Here is a 23,568-nt window from a genome sequence, read left to right on the forward strand (position 1 = left end):
CGTATGCAAAAACGGGTTCCTGTCGCCCCGGATGCCGCCCACTGTTCCACGTGTATGTTGGGCCACGTGTGCGTGCCCGTGGGCATGGCTGCCGCCGAAGTGGAAAAGCTGGACGAACTGGTGCAAGAGCGCGTGCGCCTGGAAAAAGGCAAGATGCTGTATTCGCTGGACCATCCGCTTGACGCCGTCTATGGCGTGCGCTTTGGCAGCATCAAGACGCAGTTGGAAGATGCCACTGGTCAGATCCAGATCACCGGTTTTCACCTGCCCGGCGAAATCGTCGGCATGGACGGCATGCTGGAAGGCAAACACGTGTCGGCCGCCGTGGCGCTGGAAGACTCCGAGGTGTGCGTCATCCGCCTGAACGAGGTGGACCGCGTCGCCTCGCACCTGCCGTCGTTGCAACAACAGTTCCGCCGCCTGATGAGCCGCGAAATCACGCGCTCGCATCAAATGCTGGCGTCGCTGGGTTCGATGCGCTCTGAACAGCGCCTGGCGGCTTTCCTGCTGAACCTGTCGCAGCGCTATGCCTCGCTGGGCTATTCGTCCACCGAGTTCGTGCTGCGCATGAGCCGCGAAGAAATCGGCAACTTCCTGGGCCTCACCCTTGAAACCGTCAGCCGATTGTTCTCTCGTTTTGCGCGCGAGGGCCTGATCAAGATCAATCAGCGCGAAGTCCGCATCCTGGACCTGCCCGCCTTGAAGCAACTGCTGGGCCAAGAGAGCTGCTGAACGCCCGACGCGCCATGCACCGCGCGCCCGCTTCTTTCTTGTCCCACACTGCGGCAGGGGCCACGCGCCCGGCCCCTGCGCGGCGTCTTCGCGCCGCCTTGGTGCTGGCCGCCATGCTGGCCCCCTGGGCCGCGCATGCCCAGACCCCCCTGCCCCCGCCCTACGACTACGACGAGCCCGTGCCCACCCCGCAACGAGCCGCGCCCTTGCGTTGGCAAACGGTGGAACTGGGCAAGCCGGGCCGTCGCTACAAGATCCCGGTCTACGCCAATCGCAACCTGGCGAAAGACGAGCTGCGCGACATCAAGCAGGTCGTGATCGTCGTGCACGGGGTGAAGCGGGATGCCGACCGCTACTACGAAACCGTCGCGCAATTACTCGTGCACAACCCGGACCGGGCGCGCAACACACTGATTTTGGCGCCGCGCTTCTCTGGCTCGATCGACTCCGGGTTTGGCGGCATGGTGGCATGGCGCAAAGCCGGCTGGGAAGACGGGGGCGAAAGCGTCAAAGCCAGCGGGCGGCCCGCCCCGGTTACGTCCTTTCAGGTGCTGGATGATCTGCTGGGCAGTCTGGACGACCGCAAGCGCCTGCCCACACTGGCCGGCATCGTGCTGGCCGGCCATTCGGCAGGCGCCCAATTGGTGCACCGCTACGCCATCCTGAACAATATCGACGGCACGCTGCGGCGCGACGGCCTGTCGCTGCGCTACGTGGTCGCCAACCCATCGTCCTACCTGTACCTGACCAACGAGCGGCCGCGTGCCGACGGCAAGGGCTACGCCCGCTACGAACGCGGCATCTGCCCCACCTACAACCAATACAAGTACGGCACCGACAAGCTGCCCGCCTACGCGGGCGATGCCGACGACAGCCGGCTGTTCGTGCGCTATGCGGCGCGCGAGGTCACCTACCTGTTGGGCGGCGCGGACAACAACCCCGAACACCGCCTGCTGGACAAGACCTGCGGCGCCGAGGCGCAGGGCGCCACCCGCCTGGCCCGTGGCACCGGCTACGTGCAATACGAACATGTGCTGGCCGCCCGCGGCGCCAAGCCCGTGCCGCTACATCACAGCAGCTTCGAAGTAGGCGGCGTGGGGCACGACAGCAAGCGCATGTTCGGCTCGGTCTGCGGGGCGCAGGCGCTGCTGGGCTTCGGCGCCCAGACGAGCGAACGCGCAGCCGCCTGCGACATCATCAAGCCGCGCGGCAAATAGACCTAGGGAAATTCCTGACGTCACCGTCTTGACGCCCGCTTTGTCGCGGGCCGATACTTAACCTTATGGTTAACTTAAATGACGACACGCTGGATAGCGTCTTCTCTGCCCTGGCCGACGGCACTCGCCGCCGCGTGCTGGCGGACCTGGAACAGGGCACCGCGACGGTAAGCGAATTGGCTCGCCCCCACGCGATGTCCCTGCCGGCCTTTCTGAAGCACCTGCGCGTGTTGGAAGACGCGGGCCTGATCGCACGCGCCAAGGACGGCCGCGTGGTCAGTTGCACCTTGTCGCCCCAACCCATGCAGGCGGCATCCGACTGGCTGGCGCGTTACGAAAAGTTCTGGACCGGCCAACTGGATTCACTGGCCCGCTACCTGTATCACGACGAGGAGATCCACCCATGTCCACCGCCCCCGGCCACAACCCAAGCCCCAACGCCGCCCACGGCAAAACCCCCATCGAGCTCCGGCTCACCCGACGCTTCACCGCCACCGCCGACCGGCTCTGGCGTGCGTGGACCGACCCGCAAGCGCTGATGAAATGGTTTGGCCCCGCCGGCACCCAGCGCGTGCTGCAGGCTGACACCGATGTACGCGTGGGCGGCGCCTATCAGGTGGGTTTTGTGACCGAGGACGGCCAGGCGCATTACGCCAGCGGCAAGTACCGGGAGGTCGAACCGCTGCGCCGCCTGGTGTTCACCTGGGCATGGCGCGATACGCCGGATGAAACGTCGTTGATCACGCTTGAATTCACCCCCGTGCAGGGCGGCACCGAGCTGGCCTTCCTGCAAACTCCGTTTGTCGATCAAGCCACCCGCGACGGCCACGAAACCGGTTGGGCGGGCGCCATGGATCGGCTGGCAGGCCACCTGGCAAGCTCGGCCTGACTGGCCGCTTGCCCCACAGACGGGTCGCAAGGCCCGCCCCTTGGCGGGACTCAGGGCCCGTCCCTTGGAGACGCACCATGCACACTGATCACGCCGTTGTATCCCGCCCCGAATGGGAAGCCGCCCGCGAAGCCCTGCTGGCCCGCGAAAAAGCCTTGACCCACAGCCAGGACGCGCTGATGCGCGACCGCCTCGCCCTGCCCTGGATGCGGGTCGAAAAGCGCTACCAGTTTCAAGGTGAACAGGGGCCGCTGGGCCTGGCCGACCTGTTCGGCGGCAATAGCCAGTTGATCATCTATCACTTCATGTATGCGCCCGACTGGGACGAAGGTTGCGTGGGGTGCTCATTCCTGGCCGACCACCTGGACGCCGCGCTGGTGCATCTGCGCCATCATGACGTGAGCGTGGTGGCCGTATCGCGCGCGCCGCTGGCCAAACTGAACGCCTTCAAGCGGCGCATGGGCTGGCGCTTTACCTGGCTGTCTTCCGAAGGTTGCGACTTCAATGGCGACATGCACGCATCCGTGCCCCAAGCCAACGGCAGCATTGAAGACCGGCCTGGCGCCAGCGCCTTTTTCCGCGATCCAGGCGGCGACATCTTCCTGACGTATTCCGCCTTTGAACGTGGCGTGGAAAAGTTGGTGGGGGCCTATAACTATCTGGACTTCGCCCCGATGGGCCGCAACGAAAACGGTCCGAACTTCAACTTGGGCGATTGGGTGCGTCATCATGACCAGTACGATCACGCCTCCTCCGCGAACTGCCACGCCTGCGGCTAGGCGGCTGCGGGCGATAGCCGGCCCATGGCTTGCCTGCGTGGCGGCCATGCTGATCGGCCTGCTGATCGACACCCGTCACACCCCCGCCGCCTTGCTGGCCAGCGAATGCGGCGCGCCGGGCGGCTTGCTGGACATGGCGTGGCGGCATGCCGTGCTCATGCCCGTCACCAGCGCCGCCATGGCGCTGGCCGCCCTGGCGCCCTGGCCCGGCGCGCCGCCGTTGACCGAGCGGGTGCTCTGCGCCGGGTTCATGGTCATCGGCATGATTCTGGGCGCGAGGCTGGGCGTGGTGATGGCGATGGCCCAAGGCGCGGGCGCGACGATATTTGCCGGCCTGGTGCTGGGTATGACGGTGGGTATGGCGATAGGGATGGCGGCCGCGCTCTTGCCCCTGGCCGCGCTTGGCCCGGGCCGTGCTCAGCGACGCGCTTAGTGGCGAATCTAGTGGAGAATCTTGTGGCGCATCCATCCGCGCATCTGGTGGCCAACCCCGCGCAACGTTTAGCGGCGTGCCCCGGTCAGCGGGCGCACAACCGGCGCGGTGGGTGCTATCGGTGCGGCTAGCGGCGCCTGGATCGTCAGCGCGGACGTGGCCTGCGCCACGCAGGGCAAGATCCAGCCCTCTTCCTTTTCATCCCGCGACAGCCCCGGCCATTCAACGGAATACGTCACGGAACCTTCCAGCATCAAGCACATACAGGCACGGCAGGTACCGTTGCGGCAAGAACTGGGCAGCTTGATGCCGGCCGCCTGCGCCGCAAGCAGCACCGAACTGCCGGCTTCCGCGTCAATGCGCAGGCCCGCCGGTTCGATCAGAATGGAAAACACGGCCATGATGACGACGGGTCCGGACGACGCCCTAGGCGGCGTTGTCCTGCCAGTCCAGCTTCCAGGCGCCTGACAGCACGTTCTGCATCCACAGCACGCAGGTCAGCGTCTTGGCGTCGGTGACCTCGCCCTTGCTGCATGCCGCCAGCAGCTCGGCGGGGTCTGCGCTGATCACGTCCAGGAACTCGTCCTGATCCAACTGCCGCGGTCCGGCACGCAAGCCGCGCGCGAAAAAGATGTGGATGATTTCAGTGGAATAGGCGATGGCCAAGTGCAGGGCGCCGGCATGCGCCCATTGGTCGGCGGTATAGCCGGTTTCTTCAAGCAATTCGCGCTTGCCGCACACCAGCGGATCTTCGCCCGGATCCAGCTTGCCGGCCGGAAACTCCGTCATGACGCGCCCGATGGGATAACGGAATTGGCGTTCAAGCAGCACCCTGCCATCGTCCAGCAAGGGGATCACCACGACGGCGCCTGGATGCACGATGTATTCGCGCGTGGCGGTGTTGCCGTTGGGCAGGCTGACGATGTCGCGGCGAACCTTCAGGAAACTGCCTTCAAACGGCGCTTCGCGGGTCACCAGCGTTTCAACAAGATGCGTATCGCTTTCAGCGGATGGGCGGGTCATGACGGCGTCTTAGTCTATTGAAAGAGGCAAGCGGCAGGCCGCCTCGGGCAAGCCTTGCAGCTTACCATCGCCGACCGACAGCGGCAGTCCGACAGCGGCAGTCCGCCACCGGCCGTCCGCCACCGGCCCTCCGCCACTACACGTCTTGCGCCCTGCCGATGGCTCAATCGAACTTGCGCTTGGCGTCCAGCGCCAGGCCGGCGCCAATGCTGCCGAACAGGTCGCCTTCCACGCTACGCGCGCCCGGCACCAGCGCCGATACGGTCTCGCGCAAGCGCGGCACGCGGCTGGAGCCGCCCGTAAAGAACACCGTATCCACATCCGCGGTGGACACGCCCGCATCGCGCAACAATGCGCCCACCGTGGTCTCGACCTTTTCGATCAAGCGGCCCACGCAGGCATCGAATGACGGGCGCGTCACGTCCACCGCCAATTCCGGCGCGATCCGCGACAGATCGATGCGCGCCGACGGGCTTTCCGACAGCGCGATCTTGGCCTCTTCCACCTGCACCGCCACCCAGTGGCCGGCGCGCTGCTTCACCAGGTTCAGCAACAGGTCGATCTTGTCGCGGTCGCCGGCTTCGGCACGAATATACGCAAAATGCTCCGCGGCCTTGCGCGTGTACGCCTGGTTGATGGTGTGCCAGCAGGCCAGGTTGCCGTATTGGGTTGACGGCACATCCTTGCCGCTGCGCAACTGGCTGCCCAAGCCCAGCAGCGGCATGACGTGCGCCAGGCTCAATTGCTTGTCGAAATCCACCCCGCCGATGTGCACCCCACCGTAAGCCAGGATGTCGTCTCGCCGATCGGCCTTGGCGGCGCGGCCCGGCCCCAGGCGGATCAAGGAAAAGTCCGACGTGCCGCCGCCGATGTCGATAACCAACACCAATTCCTCGCGGTCAATCTGCGATTCATAGTCAAACGCGGCTGCCAAGGGTTCAAACTGAAACTCGATGTCGGTGAACCCTACATCGCGCGCGATTTCGCCCAGCGTGTCCTGCGCGGTCTGGTCGGCGGCCTTGTTGTCATCAACGAAAAACACCGGCCGGCCCAACACCGCCCGCGTGAAATCGCGACCGGCGGCTGTTTCGGCGCGCCGCTTCAATTCGGCGATGAAGCGGGTCAAGAGCACGCGAAACGGAATCGAACGCCCCTGGACTTCCGTGGACCCATCGATCAAGGAGCTGCCCAGCAGGCTCTTCATCGACCGCATCAAGCGCCCGTCATAACCCGCCAGATAGTCGGAAATCGCGGCGCGGCCATAACTGACCTCCGCGTCTTCATCGTGGAAAAAAATGGCCGACGGCAAAGTGGTCTTGCCGTCTTCCAGGGCGAGAAGCGCGCGCTGGTCGGGGCGGCTCCAGCCTACGGTGGAGTTGGACGTGCCGAAGTCGACGCCGCATGCAGTGGAGATCATGGAGAATTCTGGGGCTGAAAGCAAAACGGCGGACAAGTGTACTCGCTTCGCCGAGGCGGGGGCGTCATGCGCGGTCCAAGGGCATCCGGCCCCTCATTCGGATGCCTTCTTTCAGAGGCACCTCATATAGGTGCCTTGATATAGGCGCCTTCATTCGGGTCACTTCGTGTAGAGGTCATGGGTCACTGCACATTGCCCTTGGGCCCCGTCGCGATCAAACTCGCGCCGCAGGCCGTCTTCATGCCATTCAATGCGACCGGCTTGCCGTTCAGGTTCGTGTTTTCAAACGCCTCCAACACGACGCCTCCAACACGACGCCGCCATGCGAGGTGGGGTCCCCCGGCCGTGCGGCACGCCACGGACTGCTGCTGGAAAATGCGCCTATCGGAAAACAGGGCCGCGCGCGCCAAAGCGGGCTCGACCACGGTTCGATAGCCCACGCGCCGAAACCCGGAGGTGCCTTGGTCGAACGCAGGCAGCGTTTCATTCAGTTCTTCAAGATGCCGTCCAGCGAATGCAGGACGATTTCCGTTGTACTGCCCAGGCTCAACGCAAAGGCCGCATAAACGCCCGCCAGCAACAGCGCGGCACCGGCCCACGGAGTCCACCATGGCCATTGGCGACCCACCCGATAGCGGCGCGACGCGACGTTGGTACTGGCGTCTGTCAGGGTTTCCGGCGTTTCGCCGCGCAACTCGCGCAACATGCGGTGCAGCTTCACGATGATGACCTGCAAGGCCTCGTTCTGGTTGTGCTGTAGCCCGTACTTGCCCTTGAAGCCCAGGCACAGGCACAAATACTTGAACTCAAGCACGTCGCGGTACCGGGCTGCGTCCATCATCATGCGCGACAGCACGGTGAAGAACTTCTCGCCGCCCCAGGTTTCGCTATGGTTGATGCTCAGCAACGAGCGCTCAGCCCATGGCGAATGCGCCCCCCAAGCCGTTCCCATCACAGCTTCGTCGATAAACGTGCACAGTGCGTAGCGGTAGGCCAGTTGTGTGGCGCCGTCATAGCCGTACTGCCGGATCTCCTCGGCAAGCGTCGATATCTGGTCGCGCACGGTGGCATACAGGTGTTGAATGTCGCGGTACTCAGCCAGCCCGCGCAGCCGGATCACCAATCCGAACAAAGGCAGTGCCCCATCCACCAGCGGGTTGTAGCCATGCCCGCGCAGCTGAAAACCCAGGTCTTCGTCCCGGTCGATATGGCCGATGGAGTCAAAGCCGATGCGCGCCTTGTCGATCACCTCGGCGGTGGCGCCGGTTCGGAGGAATTGGGCCTCAACGCGCTCGGCGGTGGCGGGAGTATTCATCTCATTGGCTCCTGATGGCCCACAGTTGCAATTCCATCTCGGGGTAGTCACCGGCGATGTGCATGCCGAAGCCCGCGGTGTCCCGCAGCATTTGCCAGGAAGGATGGCTGCGGTCGAACTGGAAATAGGTGAACCCCGCGTGGAACGGCAGATGGCGCGGCGCCACGGGCAGCGGTTGCAAGGGAATGCCGGGCAACTGCAGGCTGACGAGTTCGCCCAGCTTTTCCATCGATGCCACCTTGGTTTGCTGCATGAACTGCTGGCGCAGCCTGTCCAGCGGCATGCGCGCGCGCACGGCCAAAACGAAGTCCGCGTCGGCGTACAGGCTGCGGTCGTGCACGGCGGCGGTCAGCACGCCATATTGCTGACGTTCGATAGATAGCGACACCGCCCGCGGTTGCAGCACCGTACTGAGCGCTCGCCGCAGCGTGTCTTCCAGCATCCGGAATGACTGCCTGGGGTCATCGTGCTGGTAGGCCGGAAATTCCTGCGGCAAGCGCCCCTCGTCAGTAAACGTCACCAACTCGCCGCAAGCCTGGCTGAAGGCGACGTAAAGCAGTTCGGGGTGTACGTGTCGCAACCGCGACAGGTGCGAGAACCACGGATGTAGCCGGTTAAGCACCAACAGCAAGTTGAAGTCGGTTACGTCCGCCACGCCTGCCTGGCCGGGCGAGCCAATGCGTTCCGCGATGTTCTTCGCACGCTCGCGCATCAGGCCGGCGATCTCGCCCAGGTAGCGCTTGAGCGGCGGGATGGCGTTGAGCGACATGCCGGTGGGGTAGAAGGCGTCGTCCAGCAGCAGGCTGCCATCGGGCCGGCGGTCCATCAGCCGGCACAGCGCCACGCCCGTAAACGCGCTGCGGTCTTCGCGTTCAAGCGTCAGTTGCAGGTTGGGCGCGGCCAGGTCCATGGACACGTAGTCGCCTTCCTGGCTGTGCGTATCGCGCACCTCTTCGCTGCGCGTCACGTAGCGGGCCTTGGCGTAGGTGTCCGGCCATTGCACTTCCAGCACCCCGTCCGAACGCAGCGGCAGCGTCAGGTAGACGGTCTGGTTGACGGACGAGGTGTCGGTGACGGCCAGCGGCACGGGCGGCGGCTGATCATTGGGAATGTCGAACACCGTGCCGTCCGGCATCACGCCGCGAGCGCGCACAATGGCGATCTTGCCAAAGCTCAGGTATTCCTGATTAAGCTCCAGTTCGCTCAACCCATAGAGATGTTCGCTAACGCCGCCAATGCGCTGATTGGCATGGTGTTCGAGGGCGCGGGCTTGCTGCTGGAAATGCTGAGGCTTGACGAACAGCCCCTCGTTCCAGATGACGGGATTGCGTGTAGTCATGGTTGGGGTCTCGGTTGCGGCGGGCGGTAGCTTTCGTCGACGATGGCGACGCGGTTGCCGTGCAGCGTCATCAGCAGCGCGTAACGGCGGCCGTTGGGTTCCAGCCTGAATGCCTGCTTCCACACCGCGCCGTTCTGGTCGTGAAAATCAGCCACGATCGCGACATAGCGCGTGGCCTGGTCGATGCGGGCGAAGTCGATGAATTTGAACTGGCCAGGCTGAAGCACGTAGTCCTCCTCGGTGATATAGGTGCTGCCCAGCGCCTTCTTCAGGTCCTTGGCAAGTTGCACCGGATCAACGTTGAGCAGCAGCGAATCATCTTTAAGCTGCAATACCTTGAAGGCGATGGGCGTGGCGGCGCCGCGCGGCGGCGGCGCGGGCTCGTCGGGCGGCAGGTTGTGAGCCCGGCTGTATTGGCCCAGGCCCAGGCCCGACCCCGGATCCGATCCCGATTGTTCCTCGGCGGAAACGTCATGCGCGCCTTGCGCCGCCGGCGCCGCCCGCCCGCCAAGCACCGGCAAGGGCACCCCCGAGTATCCTTGTTCGATCACTTGCCGGCCCGAACCGAACTGGCGACCGGGCAGGTAATCCTTGGACACGCCCAGCTTCAGCGTCAAGTCCCGCGTGACGATGGCTTCCTCGGCGGGCGGCGCCGGCTCTGCCTCGGACGGATCTCGCAAGATCGTCGACGGCCCCGTGTCCACCCGCCGCAATGGATGCAGGGACGGGCGCCCTTCTTCAAGTTCCTCCAACAGCCCGCGCAGGCTCTCGATCAGATCCTGACGATCATCGCCTTTGAGCTTGACCTCGTAAGGACCGGCTTCACGGTTGGACGGCGCGGCGGCGCTGGTGGCGGCTTCGTCATCGTCGGGCATGCTGGCGGGGTTGGGGTTCACGTCCGGCGCGGCGTACAGACTCAAACCCACCAGCGATGGGTGCTCGTCCGGCGGCCCGATAGGGATGGAAGGATCCATCAGGATCTGGCCGGTCTTGGTCAGCACATCGCCCACCGAGCCGCAAGCCGCCAGCAGCGACGTCAACACCAGCAGGGGAAGAAGCCGCTTCATTCGGCCTCCGCCCGCAACACGCGGTCATAGGCCTGTTCAAAGACATCCCAGAACAGTTTTTCGAAGCCGCGCTGGCGTGTCGAGGCCAATTCTTCGTAGTAGTGCGTGTACATCTGCCAGGCCCTGTCGTTGGCGTTGGCGTTGGCCAGCGGTTCGTGCTCGGGGCGGTAGCGTTCAAAGCGTTGCAGCAGCAAAGCGGGCGACAAGCTGCGCAACACCGCTTGCAGGCCGGCTTCGATGGCTTGCGTCATCGCGCCATGGTGCGCCCGCAGTTGCGCCAGGCTTTCGTCCATTGCGGCCTTGGGCGATAAATGCACCACGCTGCGGTCGCTGGCGAACATCGCCCGCACCGTTTCGGGGTAAGCCAAACCCAGCCGCAGAGGATTATCTTCAATGGGCTGCAGGTTTCTGCCCAACAACCGGCGAGGTTGCGCGTCGCCAGCCTGCGCCGCGTAGACCTCGGCGATGCCCTTGATCGCCGCGCTCAGCGCCTGCCCGGCTTCGCGCAACAGCGCCTGCCCCGCCTGCCCGTCCAAGGGGCCCAAGGGCACCTCAAGGCCCTGCATCAGCAGCTCGGTCGCCTCGCTTGGGTCACCGACCATGGCTTGCCTGTTGTTCAGGCGATAGGCGGGGGTCGACGGCTTTCCAGCTGACTTCGGCATGGGAGATACTCCGGAAAATGGCAAGGGCGAACCCGTAAAGGCTTCGAATCGGGTCGTGGCAAGATCGGCTTGGATGGGCGCTGTGGCGCCACCACGCCGCACGTCCCAGGGTTCCATCAGTACCGGGGCATGCGCGGCCGCGCGGTCCGCCTCATCCAGCGCACGCAGGGGGTCGTTGTCGGTACGCACATCGAACGGCGCGCTTAGCGCCACGAACGCGCGATCCGAGACAAGGGGCTCGGGATCGGCGTCAAGGGCATAGGACCCGGCGGGCAAGCCATCATGGCCGCCCGACGTGCCTTCCAACAATTCATCCAGCTCGTACTGCGCCAGATGGCGCGAGGCCTCAAGCTGTTCCTGATGCGGGCTGTCCAGGTGCACGGTCACGCGGTAGGGGCCAATGTGCAGGACATCCCCTTCCCGCAGCCGGGCGCCGACCATTAGTCCCAGCGGGGCGTTGGCGTCGTTCACGCGGGTCATGCCACTACGGTCCACCACGCAGAAGGCGGCATCCTCGTAGACGATTTCACTGTGAATGGCATCAACTCGGCCCGCTTTGTCCGTCAGTGTCCAGTCGGCGCCCTGGTCGCCGATGGTGCCACCCGCGGCACTGAAGCTATGGCGCGGCGTACTGCCGTGCTCGAGCGCGCCGGGGTTCGCGACGACCAGCGCCAGTCGCGGTTGCGGCGCCTGCGGCGACGACGAATGGTTTGGATCATGAGACGGCGAAGCTGCGTGATAGGTCATAGACGGGCCTTGATTCGGACAGTGAACGGCCGGCGCACCGCCGTGTGCTGGACGAAGCTGGTCCAGCCCAGGTGGGCGCCGGTATCGCGCCCCAGATTGAAGGGCGGCACCTGGTCATGCCGCAGACCCAGTTCCAGGTCGTAGGCAGCGGGGTCGCGCAACAGGAAGTCGATCAGCTTGCGCAGTCTGTCGAAGTTCTCGCCGCTGGGCAGGAATTCGCGGAACCGGGATTGATCCAGGTTGCCGATGACGATGGAGAATTTGCTGTAGCGCGTGCGCACCCGCGCGCCCACCACGAAACTGTCACCCAAGACACCATTACGCCGCCCCAGACGCAGCTGCTGGCCGGTCGCCACATGCATGTAGCGCAGTTCGAACTCACGTACCCGCACCTGCCTCAGGTCAAAGCAATGCGCAACGATGCCTGCCACGACTTGCGGTGAACGACTACGGCTGGCGATCACGCCGGCGTAGCTCAGCAGACGGCTCCAGGGAATGGGGGTTGCGCCGCGCAACTCGACATCCCCCAGGCCCACCATCGAGAACACATAGCGCGAGAAACGGTCGTGCGCCTCGCGGCGAAAGCGCACGTAGTAGCGGTATTTGCGCCACGCCTGATGCAGCAGCGTCAGCAAGCGGTGGTTGAAGAAGTCCAGGAACGCCGGGCGTATGCCCACGCCCTGGCCGTACTCATAGGCCAGGCGGTCCAGGTAGTGGCCAGGCAGTGGGGAATCGGGGCCGTGCAGGCCGAAGAACGTCGCCTGTACGTGGTAGTCGGTGCGGGCGCCAGCCGGCATGCGCTCGGCCACCGCCACGTCGGACGCGGGAAAGCCCAAGCCTGCGTAGCTGCTCAGGCGCACACGCTGGCGCTCGGGCTCGTGGCTGTCCCGGGATTCCAGGTCGTCGTCGTGCAGGCCGTGCAGTTGCTCCAGCAACCGGAAGAAGTCGTAGTTCTTCGCATCGGCCAGCAAGCGATCCGCTAGATCAGCGGTTGTTTTCCGGTCTGCAATGGCCATTCGTAGTGCTCGTTGTTACCGGTATTGGTGGCTTCCAGCAAGTGGAAGGAATTGATGCTGGCGTACAGGGCAAAAAAATGGCTCAACACCGTGCCGAACAGGTACAGGTCGCCTTCGCAAAGAAAGGCGGACGGGTCCAGCTTCAGTTGCGTCTTCAGCCCGCGGATGGGCAGGCCCTTCATCAACAGATCGGTGGGTTGCGTGACGGCGTCGCCGATGCCGTCCAGCCGCTTGCTGCCGGCGCGCGCATGCTGGATGTCGTGCAGCGCCGCGAAATCGTAGGCGCGCAACACCGCCTTCAAGGGCTCGGTCGACAGCAAGGACAAATAGTTCAGCGACAGGTTCGAGATCAAGGTCCACTGCAGCGCGCCATCCAGCACCGGCCGGTACGGCGGGGTTGGACGCACGATGTTGCTATAGGTGGCGAAGGTGGGAGTGGTCTGCGTTTGCACGCAGATGTCGCCAACGCCCAGCGCCAGGGGCAGGTCACGGTTGGTGCAGGTCAGCGCCAGCGATACCGTTTCGTCCTCGTCGATGTAGTCGGTCTCGTCGCCACGAATGAACGCAATCCGATGCGCCACGCCATCTTCGCCGATGGCGTTTTCGATCCGGCTTCGGTAATACAGCACGTTACGGCCGCGTGCATGTTCGATCTCGTGTTGCAGCGACTCAAACGGATGGAAGGTCCGCAGAAATCGGCCGCGCTGCCCCTGTGCGATGCGCTGCCACCCGGTGACCTCGTCGATGCTGAATATCTCGCAAGCGTCGCCACGATGCCCACCCGGCATGAGCCGTTGGTCCACGGCGCGCCCGTTCAAATTGATGGGTTCGGCATCCTGCTCGAACAAGTTGACCGCTGGTGCGCAGTACAAGGCAAGATCACCAATACGCAGACGAATGTCCGCGGGCATGGGGCGAGTGAAATGGAATTCGAAGCGCACATCCTGGGTGGTTCCTTCGGGCCACAACGAGCGCAGACCGCTCAGGCTGAAGAACAGGAAACGGCGCGGAAAAATAAAGTATTCCTGAAGGATGCGATAGCCGTCGAACACATTCTTCGGATAAGGCAGCAGTGATTCTTCAGGAGAAAATCCGGGAAATGTCACCTGGCGTGGCGCGATCAGGCGTGTCTGGCCCTGAGCCTCAAGCCGGACCTCGCCCAGATAGCGTGACAGCCACAGATACAGCGTCATGGCGGTGGTGTCGTCGCCGCTCAAGTGAAAATCCAGCCTGTCGCAATCGAACGAGTCGATAGCGTTGCCGGCCAACGGCGCCAGGTCGATGCGCATGATGGACTTTTCGCGCGTGTGCGCGTCGCTCACGTCCGTGATCTCCAGCGGATAGATCACCACGTCCGCGCTGGTGCGGAATTCGCACCGTGTTCCGTCGACCGGCAAGGAATGCACGCGCGTTCCCTTGGGTATCACTTGCCTCGTCGTGATGGCCCGTTCAACCGGATCGAAGCGCATGATGGTTACGCTGGGCAAGGGCCTCAAATAATTTGGCCACAGCAGTTGCAGCAACGAATGCGTCAGTTCGGGAAGATCGTCTTCAATCTTCAGACGCAACTTGGCCGTCAGGAACGCAAAGCCCTCAAGCAGCCTCTCCACGTCAGGGTCGGCCGCCTCGTCGCCAAGAAACTGCGACAACTGCGGATTGTCGCGCGCAAACTCGCGCCCAAGCCGCCGAAGATAGTCGATCTCTTCGCGAAACTTTCCTCGCAGCGGCATGTTTTCCCGTCTCCGTGGCACCGCGGTCAAACGACCCGCGTATACCGGTCTTGATGGTGAATCACCAGGTCTATCTCTACCTGTTCTTCCTGATTGAAGACAGGCACCAGACACTCAAGCCTGAAGTTCAGGCTAAGCGGCTGGGCTGGGTCAGGCCGTGAATGCACACTCAGCACCTTGACCCTGGGTTCGTAAGCGGCCACCGATGCGCGGATGTCCTGGCTGACGTGCAACAGCAGGTCGGCACTGCCCATTGCCGCATCGTTGAAATCGTGCAAACCCAGGCCAGGGCTGCTCATTGAGCAACCCCGCCTGCTGTTCAAGATGCGTTCCAGGTGGCGCTTGATGGCGTGGATACGCTCGGCCGCAAGCTCGTGCCGGCTGCGGGTGCGCCTGGGCGCGGCGTGCGGCACCAGCCGTTCGAACAAACTGCCTTGTCCCCGCGACCTGGGCATGTTGTGGGCTCCTTATTCCTTGTCGAGTCGACCAACAAGCGACAGTTCGAAGTTGGCGCCCATGTACTTGAAGTGCGGACGCACGGCCAGCGACACCTGATACCAGCCGGGATTGCCCTCAACGTCCTGCACCATCACTTTGGCCGCGCGCAGCGGACGGCGGCTGCGCACGTCGGCAGACGGGCTTTCCTGGTCAGCGATGTACTGCCTGAGCCACGTATTCAGCTCGCGCTCAAGATCCTGGCGCTCTTTCCAGCTTCCGATCTGCTCGCGCTGCAGCACTTTCAGGTAGTGCGCCAGGCGGTTGACGATGAACATGTAGGGCAACTGCGTGCCCAGCTTGAAGTTGGTCTGCGCGGCCTGGCCTTCAGGGGTCTTCTGGAACAACTTGGGCTTTTGTACCGAGTTGGCCGAGAAGAACGCGGCGTTGTCACTGTCCTTGCGCATGGTCAGCGCGATGAACCCCTCTTCGGCCAGTTCGAATTCCTTGCGGTCGGACACCAGCACTTCGGTCGGGATCTTGGCCTGCAGTTGGCCCAGCGATTCGTACAGGTGCACGGGCAGATCGTCGACCGCGCCGCCCGACTGCGGCCCGATGATGTTGGGGCACCAGCGATACTTGGCGAAGCTGTCGGTGATGCGGCTGGCCAGCAGATACGACGTGTTGCCCCACAGGTAGTTTTCGTGGGCGCCGTCGATCGTCTCGCGGTAGTTGAAACTGGTGACGGGGTTTTCCAGGGGATCGTAAGGCTGGCGCAGCAGGAAGCGCGGCATCGTCAGCCCCAGATAGCGCGCGTCTTCGGATTCGCGCAGCCCGCGCCACTTGGTAAAGCGCGGGCCTTCGAAGATGTCGCGCACTTCCTTCAGGTTGGGCAGTTCCTGGAAGCTCTTGATGTTCAGGAATTCGGCGCCCGCGGCGGCCAGGAACGGCGCATGCGCCATGGCGCCAACCGACGCCACATAGGCCAGCAGCTTGATATCCGGAGAAGAGGGGCCGAACGTGTAGTTGCTGACGATGGTGGCAACCGGTTCGCCACCAAACTGGCCATAGCCCGCCGTATATACCTGCTTGTAGAGGCCGCTGCGCGTGATGTCGCCCGAGCTCTCGAAGTCTTCCAGCATCTCTTGCTTGGTGACGTGAAGAATCTCGATCTTGATGTTCTCGCGGAAGTCCGTGCGGTCCACCAGCAGCTTCAGGCCACGCCACGCGGACTCAAGCTCTTGCAAGGGCGCCTGGTGCAGAATGGCGTCCATCTGCAAACCCAGCTTGCGGTCGATCTGCGCGATCATCTGGTCCACCAACTGCTTGTTGACCTGTTGCTGCGGTTCTTGCGTGCGGAGTATTTCCGAAATGAACGCCGCGACGCCGCGTTCGGCCACCGCGTAACCTTCGTGGTTGGGTTCGATGCGGGTCTGGGCCATGATCTGCTCCAGCAACCCGATCGTCTGTTTGTCTTCCAATTTGGCGGCGGCTTGGGCCTTCATGCTCGTATCCTTTTATTGCGGGTTGGCATTGCGGATGGAATGACGGCTCAGGCGGCCGGTTTGTCCAACACGAGGTTCAATTCCTTGGCCAGCGCGATGCGCGCCTTGTCATCGGCCAACAGCGTTTGCAGTTGCTTGCGAAACGCCGGCACGTTGCCCAGTGGCCCCTTCAGCGCCACAAGCGCTTCACGCAATTCCAGCAGCTTGTTCAATTCCGGCACCTGTCGCGCAATGGCATCGGGCGCGAAGTCGTTCATGCGCTTGAAATTCAACGACACGTTGAGCGTGTCGTCTTCCTGGCCTGCTTCGCCCAGGCGCGACGGCACCTGCATCGTCAAGGCCAGGCCGGCTTCGGCGATCACGTCATCGAAGCTGTCCTTGTCGATGCGCACGGTCTGCCGCTCTTCCAGGGCGGTTTCCTCGGCATGGCCCTTGAAGTCCCCCGTGACCAACATTTTCAAAGGCAGTTCGATCTCTGCCTGCTGGTCGCCAGTTGCGGGCACGTACTTGATGTTGATGCGTTCCGGCGGGGCGACGGAGACCATTTTCTTCGACATGAAAGCTCCTGTTGTGACTCAGGGGAAGCCGCGCTGGGCTGCCGCGACAAGTGGAGCAAGGATGCTAAGAGGGCTGGCTGAGTGGTCGCAATAGGACGACTTCGAAAACGGCAAAACATTTGTCAACGCACGCAAAGGAACTCAGTATTCGCCGCAATTCAAGCGGCTTTCTGATTCCTCCTATGGATAAAAACGACGAGGCATGGTGTCGTTGCGGATTACCGCTTTGTTCGAAAGTGTGCGCATCATGATCAGAATTGATCTCTCTTCCCTGATAGATCGTTTGAACCCAATTTGCCGTCAGGCCGTAGAGGAAGCCGCCAGCCTGTGCATCAGCCAGCACTGCGCGGAGATCACCGTTGCACATGTGCTGTACAAGCTGGTCGACGCGCCCTTGTCAGACATGCGCGTGCTGATCTCGCATGCCGGTCTGGACACCGACACAGTGCGACAGGCGCTGTCTGCCGCCAAGCCGTATCGCGACCACGACGCCGCGCCTGATCAGTACCCGACGTTCTCGCCGCTATTGATTGAATGGTTGCAAGAAGCCTGGCTGCTCGGCTCGCTGGAGCTAGCGCAGCCGCGATTGCGCGGTGGCAGCCTGGCGCTGGCGGCGCTGCTGAATGCGGGCCGCTACCTGCCCCTGCCCGCGATCACCCTGTTCGAAAACGTCAACCGCGAGGGGCTGCGAAAGTCGTTCCAATCGCTGTTTGCACAAACCGCGGAATCACCTGACACCGAGCCCCACGCGTCCGCGGCATCGGCGGACCCGGTGGATACGGCGCTTGCGAAATACGGGCACGACTTCACTGCCCAGGCACGCGCCGGCAAGATCGATCCGGTGTTGTGCCGCGACGCGGAAATCGACCTGATGATCGACATCCTTTCCCGGCGGCGAAAAAACAACCCTATCGTCGTGGGCGACGCGGGCGTGGGCAAGAGCGCCGTCGTTGAAGGGCTGGCGTTGCGCATCGTGCAAGAGCGCGTTCCCGAGCCGCTACGCCACGTTGCGCTCTGGGGGCTGGACCTGGGGGCACTCCAGGCGGGTGCGTCGGTCAAGGGAGAATTCGAAAAGCGCCTCAAGGGCGTCATCGATGAGGTCAAAGCGTCGGCGCAGCGCATCATTTTGTTCATCGACGAAGCGCACACGCTCATCGGCGCCGGCAACGCGGCGGGCGGCAGCGACGCCGCCAACCTGCTCAAGCCGGCCCTCGCCCGCGGCGAACTGCGCACCATCGCCGCCACCACCTGGTCTGAATACAAAAGGTACTTTGAAAAAGACCCCGCCCTGACACGCCGATTCCAATTGGTGAAGCTGGACGAGCCCACGCAGGAGCAGGCCATCCACATCCTGCGCGGCCTGCGCAAGCTCTACGAACAGGCGCATCGCGTTTACATCGGCGACGATGCCTTGCAGGCCGCCGTCACCCTGTCGGCGCGCTACTTGTCCGGCAGGCAACTGCCCGACAAGGCGATTGATGTGCTGGACACCGCCAGCGCCCGCGTCGCCACCGCCTTGGCCGAACCGCCACGCCGCCTGACGGCGCTGGAACACGAGCACATGCAGATCGCCGCCGAACTGACGCAACTGCGCCGCGACGCGCGCGCGGGCCGCGAGCCGAATCCACGCCGGATGACCGCGCTTCAAGCCGACGGCCAGGCCGTCTCCGAACGAATTGCGCAACTGCGGCAGGCGTGGGAACACCAGAAGGCGCTGGTTGACCAGATCCTCAGCTTGCGGGCCGCATTGCCGGATGACGCTGAGGACGAAGCTTGCACACACGGCGCCCAGGCTGGAGCCCACGAACCTGCCCACGAACCTGCCCACGAACCTGCTGACGAAGGCGTCCACGAACTTGCCCGCAAGGTGGCCGAACTGTCGGACTTGCAACGCGACGGCGCCTTGCTGCACGCTGATGTTGGCCACGAACAGATTGCGCAGGTCATTGCCGACTGGACCGGCATTCCCGCCACCACCATCAACCGCGGCCAGATGGACCGCCTGACGCAATTGCCCATCGTGCTGCGCCAGCGCATCAAAGGCCAGGACATGGCCATTGACCGCATTCACAAGCACCTGCTGACGGCCACCGCCGACCTGCGCCGCCCTGGCACACCGCTCGGCGCCTTCCTGCTGGTAGGCCCCAGCGGCGTCGGCAAGACCGAGACCGCGCTGGCCTTGGCCGACGCGTTGTTCGGCGGTCGGCAGTTCCTGACCACGATCAACATGTCCGAATTCCAGGAACGGCACACAGTGTCGCGCCTGCTGGGCGCGCCGCCGGGTTATGTGGGCTACGGCGAGGGCGGAGTCCTGACGGAAGCGATCCGGCGGCAGCCTTACTCCATCGTGCTGCTCGACGAGGTCGAGAAGGCACACCCCGAAGTCATGAGCCTGTTCTACCAGGCCTTCGATAAAGGCGAGCTTGCCGACGGCGAAGGACGCCCGATCGACTGCAAGAACGTCCTGTTTTTCCTGACCTCCAACCTGGGCTTCGACGACCAGGACGGCCACCTTGCCGATCTGACCGAAGACGCGCTGCGCGCCCGCTTGGCCACCTTCTTCAAACCGGCGTTGCTGGCGCGGATGCAACTGGTTCCCTACCGGTATCTTGACGAAGACGTGCTGGACCAGATCATCCACGGCCGCCTGGAACTCCTGCGCGCGCAATTCGCCACGCGTTTCGACGCCCCCCTGATCATTGACGCCAGCGCCCGCGACGAACTGCGCAGCCGTTGCACTCGTCATGAAAACGGTGCGCGCCTGCTTGACGCCTGCATTGATGGCGAACTGCTGCCGCCCTTGTCACTGGCGGTGCTGCAGCAACTGGCCGCTGGCATGGCGTTGGAAAGTGCCCGGCTGCATTGGGTCCAGGGCGCATTCGTCGCCCATCTGGGTTGAGGTGCGGCATGGACGCGCTAACCGTGGCGGATACTGCCCGCAGCATGGCGATTGCCACCCGCCCAGATGCCTTGGCAAGCACCTTCGCGGCCGCTTGCGCCGCCTGGCTTGGGGCAGGCTCGGCCTGCCTGTATGTCCGCAACGCCACGGGTGACAAGCTGGTGGCGTTGGCCGTGGCGGGCGCGGCCAACGCCGCTGACGATCCTTTACCGGAAATCAGCATGGACGCGCTGGACGACCCGCTGGTGTATGCGCTGACCAGCGGCAAGCCCTGCCAGGTTGAACAGATGTCCGCGCTGGTTGGCGTGGGCGTGGGCTTTGAACGACTGCGCGACCACCTGGGCGCGCAGCACGCGCTACTGGCCATCCCCATGCTGGACGCGCGGCGGCTGCCCTTGGCGGTACTGGCCTTGGCTGGGCAGGCCGCCACCTTGTCACGCTGGCGCGCCGACCCTGTCTGGCGCGCCCTGCAAGTTGCGCATGAATCCTTGTTCGCCGGCCTGCATGCCCGGAGCCATGCCGCCGACGACGCACGCTACCAACGTAGCCTGCGGCAAACGCCCACGGCTGACGCTGGCAGGCAGCGCGCGTCGCGTCTCTTGGCGGCCGAATTCATTGGCGTCAGCGCGGCGGCCAGAACCATCCGGGAAGACATGCTGCGCTTTGCCGATTCGACGCTGGCCGTTCTACTGACCGGCGAGACAGGCACCGGCAAGGACCATGCCGCGTGGCTGATTCATCAGGCCTCGCCGCGCAATGGAAAGTTCGTGCCGCTCAACTGCGCGGCCATTCCGCAAGAGCTCATCGAGGCCGAGCTGTTCGGCAACGTTCGAGGCGCTTTTACCGGCGCCGTGCAGGCCCGCACGGGGCTGGTTGCCGAGGCGGACGGCGGCACCCTGTTCCTGGACGAGATCGGCGACATGCCCATGGCGCTGCAGGGCACGCTGCTGCGCCTGCTCAATGAAAAAAAATACCGACCGCTGGGCGCCACGCGCGAGCACGGGTCGGACTTCCGACTGATCTGCGCGACTCATCGCCCTCTGCCCCAATTGATACGCGACGGACGCTTTCGCGAAGACCTGTACTTCCGCATCCGGCAATTGACACTGGCGTTGCCGCCGCTGCGCGAGCGTCCGGAGGACATTCCCGCATTGAGCTACCACACTGTGCTGCAGCACAATCGCGAGCGCCAAACGCGTGTCGCCGGCCTTGCACCCGACGCGCTGGCGCTGCTCGTGGCCCATGCCCTGCCCGGCAATGTGCGCCAGCTTCGCAGCCTGGTGCTGGTGGCCGCTGAAAGAACGCCGCAAGGCCAGCCCATCCGCGCAGACCTGCTTGACCTGTCGCAGGCTGACATGCCCCCCCTGCCCCAACGCAGCGCTGGCGCCGATCTGCTGCATGGCCTGCTGCACACCGACAACCTGCCCCAAGCGCTGGACACCTTTCAAAGCCTGGTCATCCGGGCGCGCCTGAGACAGGTCAACGGATCTCGCAGCCGCGCCGCACAAAGCCTGGGCATCCCCAAACGTACGTTGGCGCGCCGCTGCCAGGCGTGGAATCTGGACCGGGAGGACCACACTACATGAAACCCGCTACTACCCTGCTTGTGCTGCTGATGACTGCACCGGCCTGCCTTGCAGCGCTGGCCGCCGATACCCCTGCTCACCATTGCACCCAGATCATCTCCGGCGTCGAACGGCTGGCCTGCTTTGACGCGGCCGCGGGTACACCGCCCGCCCTGGACAGCGGTCCAACGCGCGCCACCGCGCGGGATGCCGCTTTGGCCAGGCCTGCCACCACCGGCAACGCCGCTTCCGATCCCATCGAGGCGGCCAAGCTGCTGCCGCCATCGGCGCGCGCGTCGGACATCATCCGGCACAACGAATCGTCTCGACCCGATGGCGACTCGACTTTCCTGCTGACGGATTCCAACGAGCCGCCTGCCGGCCAACAACGTGTGGTGATTTCAGCACCCGCGTTGAACACGCGGCCACCCGTCTACTTGGCCATCACATGCCTGTCCAACATCTCGCGCTTGCAGCTATTGGCCGAGAAGCCCTTTGAACGCCACCAGATGACCGTTCAGCTTTACATGGATGATCGGCCCTTGTCGTCGGCGCGACCGTGGCGCGTGCTCGACGAAGGCAACGTTGCCGACGCCGGACGAGGGCTGGTCGCCATTGACCAATTGCGGCCCTTCGTCGCGGGCCAGCGCCTGCGCATTGAGAGCGACTACGCACAGCTCAACGGGCTGACCTTTGACGCCAGCGGCTTGCAAACGCTGTTGTCGCGCCAACGCGAGGCTTGTCACTGGTGACCCACTACGCCACGCTCGACATCGAGGCCTTGCTGGCGCCGCTGGACGCGCGCCAGCCGGCCGGCCATTTCGATGAAGAAGACGAGACCTTTCAAGCCATCGACCACGAAATGATCAAGCTCGGTGGCCTGCAAGAGGCCCGCCTGGACTGGCTTTACGTCGACGAAGCCGCGCGTCAATACCTGGGCGGGCAGTGCAAGCATTTCCGCGTGGCGGGGCACTTGATCACCGCCCGGCTGAAAGCAGGATCGTGGCAGCGTTGGTCGGAGGCGGTCGATGTGCTGGCCGGCATGGTCGACCACTACTGGGAGACCGGCCACCCCAAGCCCGGCCCCACCGGATACCTGGGCAAGCGTCGGCTGGTGGCGTTATTGGCCGATCGCCTGCGCGACGCCTTGGACGCGTTGCCGCCGGACAGCTACACCAAGGCGAACCAGGCACGTGCGCAACAGGCGCTGGACCGCCTCCAGGGCCGCGTGCAAGACACCAAGCTTGATCCGGCGCTGCTGACTCGGCTGGAGGCGCAGTTTTCGCGCTGCGTCGAACAGGCCCGCTTTCCCGACCCGAGCGCACAGGGCCACTCCGCCGCCGGGCAACGCAGCAAGACCCAAGGCCAATCAGGCAAGCAATCCGCCACGCAGACCATCGATGAGGCCTTCTTCAACGCCCCCAACACGACGTTGAAGCCCGGTGATGAACGGGAGAACCGGCGCTCCCTGCTGAGCGTGGCCGAATTTATCAATCAACAAGACGCCTATGACCCAACCGGCTATCAGCTACGGCGCTTCGCGCTGTGGGCACACCTGCATGCCGCGCCCACCACCCGCAACGGCATGCGCACCGAATTGATGGCGGTGCCCCCAGACATTGTTGAAGGCTACGGTGAAGCGCTGGCCGGCAATGCGGTCAGCCCCGCCCTGTTGCAGCGTGTGGAGAAAAGCGTGGTCGCGTCGCCTTACTGGATACGGGGCAGCTTCCTGGCCGCGGGCATCGCCGCCCGCCTGGAGATGAAGGACGCCGCCGCCGCCATCCGCCTGGCCACGGAACGCTTCGTGCGCCGCATTCCGGCCTTGCGGGATCTGTGCTTCAGCGATGGGCGCGCCTTTGTCGACAGTGAAACCTTGGCGTGGCTGAGCGGCGCCGATGGCAACACGGCAGGCGCCGCCCCCCAGCAGGCCTTTGCCGAATTGCGTGAGGAACTGATTGCGCAACTGGACGGTGACGGTGTCGAAACCGTGTTGCATCGCCTGCAGGACAAGCAAGGCAATTCGGAATCGCCGCGCCAGCGCGCGTACGCCACGGTCATCGCGGCGGACCTGCTGGCGTCACGCGGGCTGTCCTGGTTGGCCGAAAACCTTTATTCGAACGTCGCCATCACGCTGCGCGCGCTGCCCGCCCATGAATGGGAACCAGAGCTTGCCGAACAATTGAACAAGTACATGCCCATGCGCCCCGCCGTGGACGCGGACCGCAAGGGTTAAGGAGTCAT

23 protein-coding genes are annotated in these 23,568 nt (G+C 64.1%); 10 read left to right on the top strand and 13 right to left on the bottom strand.

The window, feature by feature from the left end:
• Positions 1-3 precede the first annotated feature (3 nt).
• The 6 genes from ELS24_RS19070 (at position 4) to ELS24_RS19095 (ending at position 4,050) form a co-directional block, all read left to right on the top strand.
• On the top strand, positions 4-732 hold the full coding sequence (locus ELS24_RS19070) for a helix-turn-helix domain-containing protein (protein WP_050445140.1): 729 nt from the start codon (positions 4-6) through the stop codon (positions 730-732).
• Between the two features lie 14 nt (positions 733-746).
• Positions 747-1,949: a hypothetical protein gene (locus ELS24_RS19075; RefSeq protein ID WP_127185034.1), complete on the top strand. Its 1,203-nt coding sequence runs from the start codon at positions 747-749 to the stop codon at positions 1,947-1,949.
• 65 nt (positions 1,950-2,014) lie between these two features.
• Positions 2,015-2,488 (top strand): ArsR/SmtB family transcription factor, encoded by a 474-nt coding sequence (locus tag ELS24_RS19080; protein WP_127185035.1) that lies wholly within the window; start codon positions 2,015-2,017, stop codon positions 2,486-2,488.
• Positions 2,410-2,838, top strand: a complete 429-nt coding sequence (locus ELS24_RS19085; protein ID WP_127186395.1) for an SRPBCC family protein — start codon at positions 2,410-2,412, stop codon at positions 2,836-2,838. Before ELS24_RS19080 ends, ELS24_RS19085 begins: the two co-directional genes overlap by 79 nt.
• A gap of 77 nt (positions 2,839-2,915) precedes the next feature.
• The gene (locus tag ELS24_RS19090; protein ID WP_127185036.1) at positions 2,916-3,617 is read left to right on the top strand and encodes a DUF899 domain-containing protein; all 702 of its coding nucleotides are present in this window, start codon (positions 2,916-2,918) and stop codon (positions 3,615-3,617) included.
• Between the two features lie 46 nt (positions 3,618-3,663).
• Positions 3,664-4,050 (top strand): hypothetical protein, encoded by a 387-nt coding sequence (locus tag ELS24_RS19095; protein WP_127186396.1) that lies wholly within the window; start codon positions 3,664-3,666, stop codon positions 4,048-4,050.
• A gap of 68 nt (positions 4,051-4,118) precedes the next feature.
• On the opposite strand, the gene ELS24_RS19100 is transcribed toward ELS24_RS19095, so the two are convergent.
• The 13 genes from ELS24_RS19100 to tssB form a co-directional block, all read right to left on the bottom strand.
• On the bottom strand, positions 4,119-4,451 hold the full coding sequence (locus ELS24_RS19100) for a 2Fe-2S iron-sulfur cluster-binding protein (protein WP_127185037.1): 333 nt from the start codon (positions 4,449-4,451) through the stop codon (positions 4,119-4,121).
• A gap of 25 nt (positions 4,452-4,476) precedes the next feature.
• Complete coding sequence (locus tag ELS24_RS19105) at positions 4,477-5,073, bottom strand: NUDIX domain-containing protein (protein ID WP_127185038.1); 597 nt, start codon at positions 5,071-5,073, stop codon at positions 4,477-4,479.
• Between the two features lie 163 nt (positions 5,074-5,236).
• A complete protein-coding gene (locus tag ELS24_RS19110; protein WP_127185039.1) occupies positions 5,237-6,490 on the bottom strand; it encodes an Hsp70 family protein in 1,254 nt (417 codons plus the stop codon).
• 182 nt (positions 6,491-6,672) lie between these two features.
• Complete coding sequence (locus ELS24_RS19115; protein WP_127185040.1) at positions 6,673-6,930, bottom strand: PAAR domain-containing protein; 258 nt, start codon at positions 6,928-6,930, stop codon at positions 6,673-6,675.
• Between the two features lie 47 nt (positions 6,931-6,977).
• Entirely contained in the window at positions 6,978-7,805 is an 828-nt protein-coding gene (gene icmH, locus ELS24_RS19120) for a type IVB secretion system protein IcmH/DotU (protein ID WP_083447218.1), read from the bottom strand.
• Between the two features lies 1 nt (position 7,806).
• Positions 7,807-9,144, bottom strand: a complete 1,338-nt coding sequence (gene tssK, locus ELS24_RS19125) for a type VI secretion system baseplate subunit TssK (RefSeq protein ID WP_127185041.1) — start codon at positions 9,142-9,144, stop codon at positions 7,807-7,809.
• Positions 9,141-10,211, bottom strand: a complete 1,071-nt coding sequence (gene tssJ, locus ELS24_RS19130; RefSeq protein WP_127185042.1) for a type VI secretion system lipoprotein TssJ — start codon at positions 10,209-10,211, stop codon at positions 9,141-9,143. The genes tssK and tssJ overlap by 4 nt, the downstream gene beginning before the upstream one ends.
• On the bottom strand, positions 10,208-11,620 hold the full coding sequence (tagH, locus tag ELS24_RS19135; protein ID WP_127185043.1) for a type VI secretion system-associated FHA domain protein TagH: 1,413 nt from the start codon (positions 11,618-11,620) through the stop codon (positions 10,208-10,210). The genes tssJ and tagH overlap by 4 nt, the downstream gene beginning before the upstream one ends.
• A complete protein-coding gene (gene tssG / locus ELS24_RS19140; protein WP_127185044.1) occupies positions 11,617-12,636 on the bottom strand; it encodes a type VI secretion system baseplate subunit TssG in 1,020 nt (339 codons plus the stop codon). Before tssG ends, tagH begins: the two co-directional genes overlap by 4 nt.
• A complete protein-coding gene (gene tssF / locus ELS24_RS19145; protein WP_127185045.1) occupies positions 12,600-14,366 on the bottom strand; it encodes a type VI secretion system baseplate subunit TssF in 1,767 nt (588 codons plus the stop codon). The genes tssG and tssF overlap by 37 nt, the downstream gene beginning before the upstream one ends.
• A 26-nt stretch (positions 14,367-14,392) precedes the next feature.
• Positions 14,393-14,821 (bottom strand): type VI secretion system baseplate subunit TssE, encoded by a 429-nt coding sequence (tssE, locus tag ELS24_RS19150; protein WP_050445120.1) that lies wholly within the window; start codon positions 14,819-14,821, stop codon positions 14,393-14,395.
• Between the two features lie 12 nt (positions 14,822-14,833).
• A complete protein-coding gene (gene tssC / locus ELS24_RS19155; protein ID WP_127185046.1) occupies positions 14,834-16,306 on the bottom strand; it encodes a type VI secretion system contractile sheath large subunit in 1,473 nt (490 codons plus the stop codon).
• 47 nt (positions 16,307-16,353) lie between these two features.
• Complete coding sequence (gene tssB / locus ELS24_RS19160; RefSeq protein ID WP_127185047.1) at positions 16,354-16,863, bottom strand: type VI secretion system contractile sheath small subunit; 510 nt, start codon at positions 16,861-16,863, stop codon at positions 16,354-16,356.
• Between the two features lie 247 nt (positions 16,864-17,110).
• On the opposite strand from tssB, the gene tssH reads away from it, so the two are divergent.
• From tssH to tssA, 4 genes are read left to right on the top strand one after another with little or no spacing between them, the layout of a single operon-like run.
• Positions 17,111-19,762, top strand: coding sequence for a type VI secretion system ATPase TssH (gene tssH, locus ELS24_RS19165; protein ID WP_127185048.1), 2,652 nt, complete (start codon positions 17,111-17,113; stop codon positions 19,760-19,762).
• 8 nt (positions 19,763-19,770) lie between these two features.
• Entirely contained in the window at positions 19,771-21,348 is a 1,578-nt protein-coding gene (locus tag ELS24_RS19170) for a sigma 54-interacting transcriptional regulator (RefSeq protein ID WP_205736919.1), read from the top strand.
• Positions 21,345-22,079: a type VI secretion system-associated protein TagO gene (locus ELS24_RS19175; RefSeq protein ID WP_205736920.1), complete on the top strand. Its 735-nt coding sequence runs from the start codon at positions 21,345-21,347 to the stop codon at positions 22,077-22,079. Before ELS24_RS19170 ends, ELS24_RS19175 begins: the two co-directional genes overlap by 4 nt.
• Positions 22,076-23,560 (top strand): type VI secretion system protein TssA, encoded by a 1,485-nt coding sequence (tssA, locus tag ELS24_RS19180; protein ID WP_205736921.1) that lies wholly within the window; start codon positions 22,076-22,078, stop codon positions 23,558-23,560. Before ELS24_RS19175 ends, tssA begins: the two co-directional genes overlap by 4 nt.
• Positions 23,561-23,568 lie beyond the last annotated feature (8 nt).

Source organism: Achromobacter spanius, from assembly GCF_003994415.1.
In the GTDB taxonomy this organism is placed as follows: Bacteria; Pseudomonadota; Gammaproteobacteria; order Burkholderiales; family Burkholderiaceae_B; genus Achromobacter; species Achromobacter spanius_C.

Bases quoted from the DNA above. Each gene is read 5' to 3' on its own strand.
- tssE (WP_050445120.1), bottom strand. From the start codon at position 14,821: ATGCCCAGGTCGCGGGGACAAGGCAGTTTGTTCGAACGGCTGGTGCCG.
- ELS24_RS19070 (WP_050445140.1), top strand. From the start codon at position 4: ATGCAAAAACGGGTTCCTGTCGCCCCGGATGCCGCCCACTGTTCCACG.
- tssG (WP_127185044.1), bottom strand. From the start codon at position 12,636: ATGGCCATTGCAGACCGGAAAACAACCGCTGATCTAGCGGATCGCTTG.
- ELS24_RS19090 (WP_127185036.1), top strand. From the start codon at position 2,916: ATGCACACTGATCACGCCGTTGTATCCCGCCCCGAATGGGAAGCCGCC.
- ELS24_RS19105 (WP_127185038.1), bottom strand. From the start codon at position 5,073: ATGACCCGCCCATCCGCTGAAAGCGATACGCATCTTGTTGAAACGCTG.
- ELS24_RS19100 (WP_127185037.1), bottom strand. From the start codon at position 4,451: ATGGCCGTGTTTTCCATTCTGATCGAACCGGCGGGCCTGCGCATTGAC.
- tagH (WP_127185043.1), bottom strand. From the start codon at position 11,620: ATGACCTATCACGCAGCTTCGCCGTCTCATGATCCAAACCATTCGTCG.
- ELS24_RS19075 (WP_127185034.1), top strand. From the start codon at position 747: ATGCACCGCGCGCCCGCTTCTTTCTTGTCCCACACTGCGGCAGGGGCC.
- ELS24_RS19095 (WP_127186396.1), top strand. From the start codon at position 3,664: ATGCTGATCGGCCTGCTGATCGACACCCGTCACACCCCCGCCGCCTTG.
- tssK (WP_127185041.1), bottom strand. From the start codon at position 9,144: ATGACTACACGCAATCCCGTCATCTGGAACGAGGGGCTGTTCGTCAAG.
- ELS24_RS19110 (WP_127185039.1), bottom strand. From the start codon at position 6,490: ATGATCTCCACTGCATGCGGCGTCGACTTCGGCACGTCCAACTCCACC.
- ELS24_RS19080 (WP_127185035.1), top strand. From the start codon at position 2,015: ATGGTTAACTTAAATGACGACACGCTGGATAGCGTCTTCTCTGCCCTG.
- ELS24_RS19170 (WP_205736919.1), top strand. From the start codon at position 19,771: ATGGACGCGCTAACCGTGGCGGATACTGCCCGCAGCATGGCGATTGCC.
- ELS24_RS19175 (WP_205736920.1), top strand. From the start codon at position 21,345: ATGAAACCCGCTACTACCCTGCTTGTGCTGCTGATGACTGCACCGGCC.
- tssH (WP_127185048.1), top strand. From the start codon at position 17,111: ATGATCAGAATTGATCTCTCTTCCCTGATAGATCGTTTGAACCCAATT.
- icmH (WP_083447218.1), bottom strand. From the start codon at position 7,805: ATGAATACTCCCGCCACCGCCGAGCGCGTTGAGGCCCAATTCCTCCGA.
- tssB (WP_127185047.1), bottom strand. From the start codon at position 16,863: ATGTCGAAGAAAATGGTCTCCGTCGCCCCGCCGGAACGCATCAACATC.
- tssJ (WP_127185042.1), bottom strand. From the start codon at position 10,211: ATGAAGCGGCTTCTTCCCCTGCTGGTGTTGACGTCGCTGCTGGCGGCT.
- tssF (WP_127185045.1), bottom strand. From the start codon at position 14,366: ATGCCGCTGCGAGGAAAGTTTCGCGAAGAGATCGACTATCTTCGGCGG.
- tssC (WP_127185046.1), bottom strand. From the start codon at position 16,306: ATGAAGGCCCAAGCCGCCGCCAAATTGGAAGACAAACAGACGATCGGG.